6 protein-coding genes are annotated in these 7414 nt (G+C 68.6%); 4 read left to right on the plus strand and 2 right to left on the minus strand.

The window, feature by feature from the left end; translation table 11 throughout:
• The first annotated feature begins 100 nt into the window (after positions 1-100).
• Entirely contained in the window at positions 101-556 is a 456-nt protein-coding gene (locus VJS38_RS10055) for a DNA polymerase III subunit chi (RefSeq protein WP_324088013.1), read from the plus strand.
• 5 nt (positions 557-561) lie between these two features.
• On the opposite strand, the gene VJS38_RS10060 is transcribed toward VJS38_RS10055, so the two are convergent.
• Both VJS38_RS10060 and VJS38_RS10065 read right to left on the minus strand, forming a co-directional pair.
• Entirely contained in the window at positions 562-1800 is a 1239-nt protein-coding gene (locus VJS38_RS10060; RefSeq protein ID WP_324088014.1) for a glycosyltransferase, read from the minus strand.
• Positions 1801-1831: 31 nt separating this feature from the next.
• Positions 1832-2287 carry a hypothetical protein gene (locus VJS38_RS10065; protein ID WP_324088015.1) on the minus strand — a complete coding sequence of 152 codons (456 nt, stop codon included), beginning with the start codon at positions 2285-2287 and terminating at the stop codon, positions 1832-1834.
• A 150-nt stretch (positions 2288-2437) separates the two neighbouring features.
• On the opposite strand from VJS38_RS10065, the gene sidA reads away from it, so the two are divergent.
• From sidA to rpsB, 3 genes are all read left to right on the plus strand, one after another.
• Complete coding sequence (sidA, locus tag VJS38_RS10070; RefSeq protein WP_324088016.1) at positions 2438-2527, plus strand: cell division inhibitor SidA; 90 nt, start codon at positions 2438-2440, stop codon at positions 2525-2527.
• Positions 2528-2538: 11 nt separating this feature from the next.
• On the plus strand, positions 2539-6024 hold the full coding sequence (gene dnaE, locus VJS38_RS10075; RefSeq protein ID WP_324088018.1) for a DNA polymerase III subunit alpha: 3486 nt from the start codon (positions 2539-2541) through the stop codon (positions 6022-6024).
• A gap of 425 nt (positions 6025-6449) precedes the next feature.
• The gene (gene rpsB / locus VJS38_RS10080; RefSeq protein ID WP_324088017.1) at positions 6450-7253 is read left to right on the plus strand and encodes a 30S ribosomal protein S2; all 804 of its coding nucleotides are present in this window, start codon (positions 6450-6452) and stop codon (positions 7251-7253) included.
• The last annotated feature ends 161 nt before the right edge of the window (positions 7254-7414 follow it).

A 7414-nucleotide genomic window follows, 5' to 3' on the forward strand; every position in this document is an offset into this window, starting at 1 on the left:
AACATCAGCCTGCCGCTCAACCACCTGGGCCCGCTGTCGCACCCGAAGGCGGTGGCGATGGCGGTGCGCTCGCTGGCCGCGCGGTTCGGAGCCGAGCCCCATGGCTGAGGCTTGCGAGGTCTGGTTCTACCACCTGGAACGAACCGGCCTCGACCAGGCGCTGCCGGAGCTGCTGGAAAAGACCCTGGCGCGGGGCTGGAAGGCGATCGTGCGCGCCCGGCAGCCAGAGCGCGTCGAGCATCTGGACGGCTGGCTCTGGAGTTACAAGGACGAGAGCTTCCTGCCGCATGCGCCCGCCGGCGAGCCGAGCGCGGCGCGCCAGCCGATCCTGCTGACGACGGCCTTCGAGAACCCCAACGGCGCCGACGCCCTGTTCCTGATCGACGGGGCCGAGCCGGGCGAACTGGATGGCTACACCCGCTGTGTCGTGCTGTTCGACGGCGCTGATCCGGCGCAGGTCGCCGTCGCCCGCGGTCAATGGACGGCGGTGAAGGGCAAGGGCTTTCCGGTCTCCTATTGGAAACAGCAGGAGCGGGGCTGGAAGAAGACTGCCTGAGCGCTTCAGGCGGCTGGAGCCTCCACGCCGAACTCGCGCAGGAGCGCGATCCAGGCCGCCCGTCCCTTGGCGCGGCTGAAGCTGGCCACAGCGGTCTCGCGCGCGGCGGTGCGCAGGGCTGCGGAGGCCTGCGGATCGCGGCAAGCGCCGATCAGGGCCTGGGACAGGGCGTCGACGTCGAAGAACGGCAGCAGCCGGCCGTTCACCCGGTCCTGGACGGCGTCTTGGACCGGCCCGGTGTCGGAGCCGATGACGTAACAGCCGCTGGCCATGGCCTCGACGATCGACCACGAGAGGACGAACGGATAGGTGTAGTAGACGTGGGCGGTGGATAGCCGCAGCGCCGCCAGCATCCGCGCATGCGGGACCTTGCCCAGGAAATGCACGCGGCTGGCGTCCAGCTGCGGCGCCAGCGGCTCGAAGAAGGTCTGTTTCCAGGTCCGGCCGCCGGGCGCCTCGGCGCCGTAGCCGCGGGTCTTCTCCTCGCCGATGATCAGCACCTGGGCCTCAGGGACCTCGGCCAGCAGGCGGGGCAGGGCGCGCGCGAAGATGTGCAGCCCCCGCATCGGCTCCATCTGGTTGTTGACGTGGGTCACGACCGGCGTCCCAGGCGCCAGCACCCGGCCGTCGGCCAGGGCGAAGGGCTCGGCCGGGCCCGGCCGGATCGCCTCGACGTCGATGCCCTCGTGGATCACGCGCGTGCGCTCGCGCAGGGCCTTAGGCAGGCGCGAGGCCTGGAACTCGGTCGGGGCGACGATGGCGTCGGCCTCCGCGAGCGCCATGGCCATCACCGGGTTCTTGGCCTTGCCACGGATCAGCGCCTCCTCGTCGCCGCTCCAGAACTCCGGGTCGAAGTCGATGTCGGACCCGGCGCCGTGATAGTAGAATTCCGAAAAAAGTATCTGTTTCGCATCGGGAAATACGTGCGAGAGCAGGGACGTCTCGCCCCACCCGGGATGGCCGATGATGACCTTGGGCGCGTGGCCCTGCTCCTTCAGCCAGCGCGCGGCGTTGAGGGCGTGACGTCCGCGCAAGAGGTCGGCCTCGGCGCGGATCGCCAGGGGAAAGACGTCCTTGCCGGTGCCGCGCGCGACCCGGTAGCGCACCAGCTCCACCCCCGGCAGTCCGGGCGAGTGCTCCCCGCCGATCGCGAAGACGGAAACGCCGCGCATGACGAGCGCGGCGGCCAGGTCGCGAAACTGACCCGGAAAGTTGTTGTGGACGAAGAGCACGCCGGCGGACATGGCGCTCTTCTGCCTGGGCCGGCCGGCCGTGTCACCCGTCTTGCCCCTCCTTCAGCGATTGGAGGGTGTGGTGGTTGCGGATCGCCAGCTGGAACAGCTGCTCGCGGAACTCGGTCAGCTGGCGCGAGGCGTGGGGCGCGAGCGACAGGCTGTTGTCCTGGCGGCGGATCCAGCCCGCCTCCACCAGGGCCGCCACCTTGCGCCGCACGCTCTCCTTGGGGATGCCGGTGGAGTCGGCGATCGAGCGCACGTTCGTCGACAGGCTGGGATAGGTGTCGATGGCGCCGCTGAGGACGTCGTCCGGATCGAGGTCGAGGACCCGTTTGTCCTCAGCCGTGCGCATTCCCACCACCAGCACGATGAACAGCTTGTCCAGGTCGCCGTCGCAGAGCGCGCGGCCGGCGCGCAGCGCCTCGAGGAACGGAGCGATCAGGTCCTTGGCGAGGTAGGGGTACTGACGGCGCAGGAGGGGGAGGATCGGGCGCATCTCGGCTCCATCCGGACGGACCGGCCGCGAGGCGCCGCCGTTCCGCGTGATTCACGTGCAAGCTTGACGCTGTGAACAAAACGGGAATAAGAACGAACTGAGAACAACGCGGCGGTTCTCCACAGACCGCCCACAATAGGGGTGCGACGTATGGTTCGTCTTGCGCGAGAATCGCTGGCCTTTGTCTCCGTGGCCAGCTTTGTCTGGATGATGTGCCAGGTGGCCGGCTTCGTGGGCTGACCGCCATGCGAATGGGGGAGGCGGCCGGGGTGAACGAGGAGAGCCAGGGTTCTGAGGGCGCATCCTCGGACGGCTTCGTCCACCTGAGGGTCCGCTCCGCCTATTCGCTGCTGGAAGGCGCGATCAAGGCCGACAAGATCGGCGCGCTGGCCAAGGCGAGCGCCATGCCGGCGGTCGCGCTGGTCGACCGGGCCAACCTGTTCGGCGCGCTGGAATTCTCCGTCGTGACCAAGGACCAGGGCGTGCAGCCGATCATCGGCTGCGCCCTGCCGGTGAGCGGGATCGGAGAGCGGCCGGCGGAGCGCTGGGCCCGGACGCCGACCGTGGTGCTGCTGGCGCAGAGCGAGCAGGGCTATCTGAACCTGTCGGTTCTTTCCTCCTTCGCCTACGTCGAGTGCGACGCCGCCGAGGAGCCGCATGTTCCCTGGTCGAAAGTGGCCGAGCACGCCGAGGGGTTGATCCTGCTTTCCGGCGGGCCGGACGGGCCGGTCGATCCCTTGATGGCGGCCGGCAAGGTGGAGCTGGGCCGCGCGGCGCTCACGCAGATGCATCGCGTTTTCGGCGACCGCTTCTATGTCGAGCTCCAGCGTCACGGGCTGGCGAGCGAGGCGGCGGCCGAGGGCGAGCTGGTGGCCTTCGCCTACGACGCCGACGTCCCGCTGGTGGCGACCAACGACGTCTATTTCGCCAAGTCGGCCATGCACCAGGCGCACGACGCGCTGCTCTGCATCGCCGACGGCTCGTTCATCGGCCAGGACGAGCGCCGGCGGGTGACGCAGGAACACTGGTTCAAGCCGGCGGCGGAGATGCGGGCGCTGTTCGCCGACCTGCCGGAGGCCTGCGACAACACTCTCGACATCGCCAGGCGCTGCGCCTTCATGGTCGCCAAGCGCGGCCCGCTGCTGCCCAGCTTCCCGACCGGCGGGGGCCGCTCCGAGGCTGAGGAACTGGCGCACCAGGCGCGCGAAGGCCTGAAGATGCGGATGAGCCTGGGCCAGGCCAACGCCTTTCGGCCCGAGGACTACGAGGCGCGGCTGGAGCGGGAGATCGGGATCATCATCCAGATGGGGTTCCCGGGCTATTTCCTGATCGTCTCGGACTTCATCAAATGGGCCAAGGCGCATGACATCCCGGTGGGCCCGGGGCGGGGGTCGGGCGCGGGCTCGCTGGTGGCCTATGCGCTGACCATCACCAACCTCGATCCCTTGCGCTACGGCCTGCTGTTCGAGCGCTTCCTCAATCCCGAGCGGGTCTCGATGCCCGACTTCGACATCGACTTCTGCCAGGAGCGGCGGGAGGAGGTGATCACCTACGTCCAGCAGAACTACGGCCGCGAGCGGGTCGCCCAGATCATCACCTTCGGCACCTTGCAGGCGCGCGCGGTGCTGCGCGACGTGGGCCGGGTGATGCAGATGCCGCTGGGCCAGGTCGACCGGCTGGCCAAGATGGTCCCGGCGAACCCGGCCAATCCGGTGACGCTGAGCCAGGCGATCGACGTCGAGCCGCGGCTGAAACAGGCCCGCGACGAGGACGAGGCGGTGGCCCGCCTGCTGGACGTCTCGCTGCAGCTGGAGGGCCTCTACCGCAACGCCTCGACCCACGCCGCCGGCGTGGTGATCGGCGACCGGCCGCTGACCCAGCTGACCCCGCTCTACCGCGATCCGCGTTCGGACCTGCCCGCCACCCAGTTCAACATGAAGTGGGTGGAGAGCGCGGGCCTGGTGAAGTTCGACTTCCTGGGCCTGAAGACGCTGACCGTCATCGACCGGGCGCTGAAACACCTGGAGAAGCGCGGCGCGGGGGTCAACATGGACACCCTGCCGCTCGACGACGCCAAGACCTACGAGTTGATGGGCGCCGCCCAGACGGTGGGGGTGTTCCAGTTCGAAGGCCAGGGGATGCGCGATACCCTGCGCCAGCTTCGGCCCAGCTGCATTGAGGACGTCACCGCCATCGGCGCCCTCTATCGGCCGGGCCCGATGGACAACATCCCGGCCTTCATCGACTGCAAGTTCGGCCGCAAGCCGATCGACACCCTGCATCCGACCCTGGCGCCGGTGCTCAACGAGACCTACGGCATCATCGTCTACCAGGAGCAGGTGATGCAGATCGCCCAGATCCTGGCCGGCTACAGCCTGGGCGAAGCCGACCTGCTGCGCCGCGCCATGGGCAAGAAAAAGAAGGAGGAGATGGAGCAGCAGCGCGCCCGTTTCGTCTCCGGTGCCGAGCAGAACGGCATTCCCGCCGAGCAGTCGGGCGGGATCTTCGACCTCGTCGACAAGTTCGCCGGCTACGGCTTCAACAAGTCGCACGCCGCGGCCTACGCCGTGGTCAGCTACCAGACCGCCTGGCTGAAGGCGAACGCCCCGGTGGAGTTCTTCGCCGCCTCGATGAGCCTCGACATCGCCAACACCGACAAGCTCTCGGTGTTCTACCAGGACGCCAAGCGCTTCGGGGTGAAGATCACCGCGCCCGACGTGAACCGCTCGGCCGCCGACTTCGAGGTCGAGGACGGCCAGGTGCTCTATGCGCTCGGCGCCATCCGCAACGTCGGCCTGCAGGCGATGGAGCACGTGGTGCAGGTCCGCCGCGAGGGCGGGCCGTTCCGCGACATCTTCGACTTCGTGGAAAGGGTCGATCCCAGGCAGGTCAACAAGCGCACCTTCGAGACGCTGGCCAAGGCCGGCGCCTTCGATTCCATCCACCCCAACCGCGCCCAGCTGCTGGAGGCGGCCGACCTGCTGCTGGGCTTCAGCCAGAGCGTGGCCGCCCAGCGGGCCTCGGAGCAGGCGGGGCTGTTCGGCGACGGGAACAGCGACTTCGTCGAGGCCCAGAGGCGCAAGATGCCCAAGGTCGAGCCGTGGACGCCGACCGATCGGCTGGACAACGAGCTGGCCGCGGTCGGCTTCTACCTCTCAGGCCATCCGCTGGACGACATGGTCGAGCCGCTGCGCCGCAAGCGCACCGACCTCTACGCCGACGCGCTCGCCAAGGCGGTGGGCGGGGCCGAGGCGCTCCGGATGGCCGGGGTCGTCCGCCGCAAGCTGGAGAAGCCCGGCCGCACCGGCGAGAAGTTCGCCTTCGTGACGCTCTCCGATCCGACCGGCGAATACGAGGTGCTGTTCCCGCCGGAGACGCTCAGGCGCTGCCGCGACTTTCTGGAACCCGGCAAGGCGGTCTCGATCAAGGTTCGGGCCAAGGCCACCGAGGGCGAGGTGCGCTTCTTCGGCGACGACGCCCAGCCGGTGGAGAAGATGCTGGAGAACGCCGTCGCGGGCCTGCGCGTCCATGTCTCGCCGCGCAGCGCCGAGATCGAGGCGCTGAAGAAGCGGCTCGAAGGCGTCACCTCCGACCGCGGCGGCGAGATCATGCTGGTGGCGGGCCTCGGCGGCGGCCAGGAGGTCGAGCTGAAGCTGCCCGGCCGTTTCAAGCTCGACATGGCCGTGCGCGGGGCGCTGAAGACCGCGCCGGGGGTGGTGTTCGTGGAGGATCTGTAGGGCCGGGGCGAATTTCGCGGCCAGACCTCATCATCTTCTCCGCTCATCCCGGCGAGAGCCGGGACCCCAGTTGAGGTGGAAAGTGAGCTCTGTGGGTGAAGATCCGCGGCGCGCCTACCTGAAATTCAGCCTGGATCCCCGCTTTCGCGGGGACGAGCGGCAAATAGGGGGTGTTATCCACCCCCCAGCCGACGTTGCGAACGTCTGTTCATCGGTGACGGCTCTGTCCTTGGGCCGCACGCCAGATCTCCACCCGCCCCGCCAACCCTTGCATTTTCGGCCGCTTGCGCCTATTTGCCCGCCTCATTCCACACGCAGGCGTTTGGCGCGCGGCGGGGAGACATCCCGTCCGATCCATTCCGGTCCTTGGGGCAGCCCAGGGGTTTGCCTGCGGAGGTCAACCGGAAAAAGGACTTAAGAAGCCGATGGCTCTTCCTGAATTCTCCATGCGCCAGCTCCTGGAAGCCGGCGCCCACTTCGGCCACCAGACGCACCGCTGGAACCCGAAGATGGAACGCTACATTTTCGGCAGCCGCTCCAACATCCACATCATCGACCTGTCGCAGTCGATCCCGCTGCTGCACCAGGCGCTGGTGAAGGTCCGCGAAGTCGCCGCCGGCGGCGGCCGCATCCTGTTCGTCGGCACCAAGCGCCAGGCGTCCGAGCCGATCGCCGTCGCCGCCAAGCGCTGCGCCCAGTACTATGTGAACCACCGCTGGCTGGGCGGCACGCTCACCAACTGGCGCACCGTTTCCGGCTCGATCGCGCGCCTGCGCGAGCTGGAAGGCGTGCTCGACGGCGAATCGGGCCGCACCAAGAAGGAGCTGCTGCAGCTGACCCGCGAGCGCGACAAGCTCGAGCTCAGCCTGGGCGGCATCAAGGACATGGGCGGCATCCCCGACCTGATGTTCGTGATCGACACCAACAAGGAAGCGATCGCGATCCAGGAAGCCCGCAAGCTGAACATCCCGGTCATCGCCATCCTCGACACCAACTGCAACCCGGACGGCATCACCTATCCGATCCCGGGCAACGACGACGCCGCGCGCGCCATCCAGCTCTACTGCGACCTGATGGCCGACGCGATCCTCGACGGTCTCGCCGCCGGCCAGGCCGCCGCGGGCGTGGACCTGGGCGCCTCCGAAGCGCCGATCGAGCCGGCCCTGGCGCGTTCCGACTCGGCCGAAGCGACGGCCGCGGAAGCTGCGAGCGAGGAGGCGGCCGGCTGATCTGCGTCGCAGAACGCCGTCGCCATCAACTGACTGTCACGGCGGGCCCGTAAGCCGGGCCCGCCGGTTACGTTTAAACCCTGAAGGAGCCGACCCATGGCGGAAGTCACCGCTGCCCTGGTCAAGGACCTGCGCGAGAAGTCCGGCGCAGGCATGATGGA

Origin of the sequence: Phenylobacterium sp. (assembly GCF_035276905.1) — a bacterium.
In the GTDB taxonomy this organism is placed as follows: domain Bacteria; phylum Pseudomonadota; class Alphaproteobacteria; order Caulobacterales; family Caulobacteraceae; genus Phenylobacterium.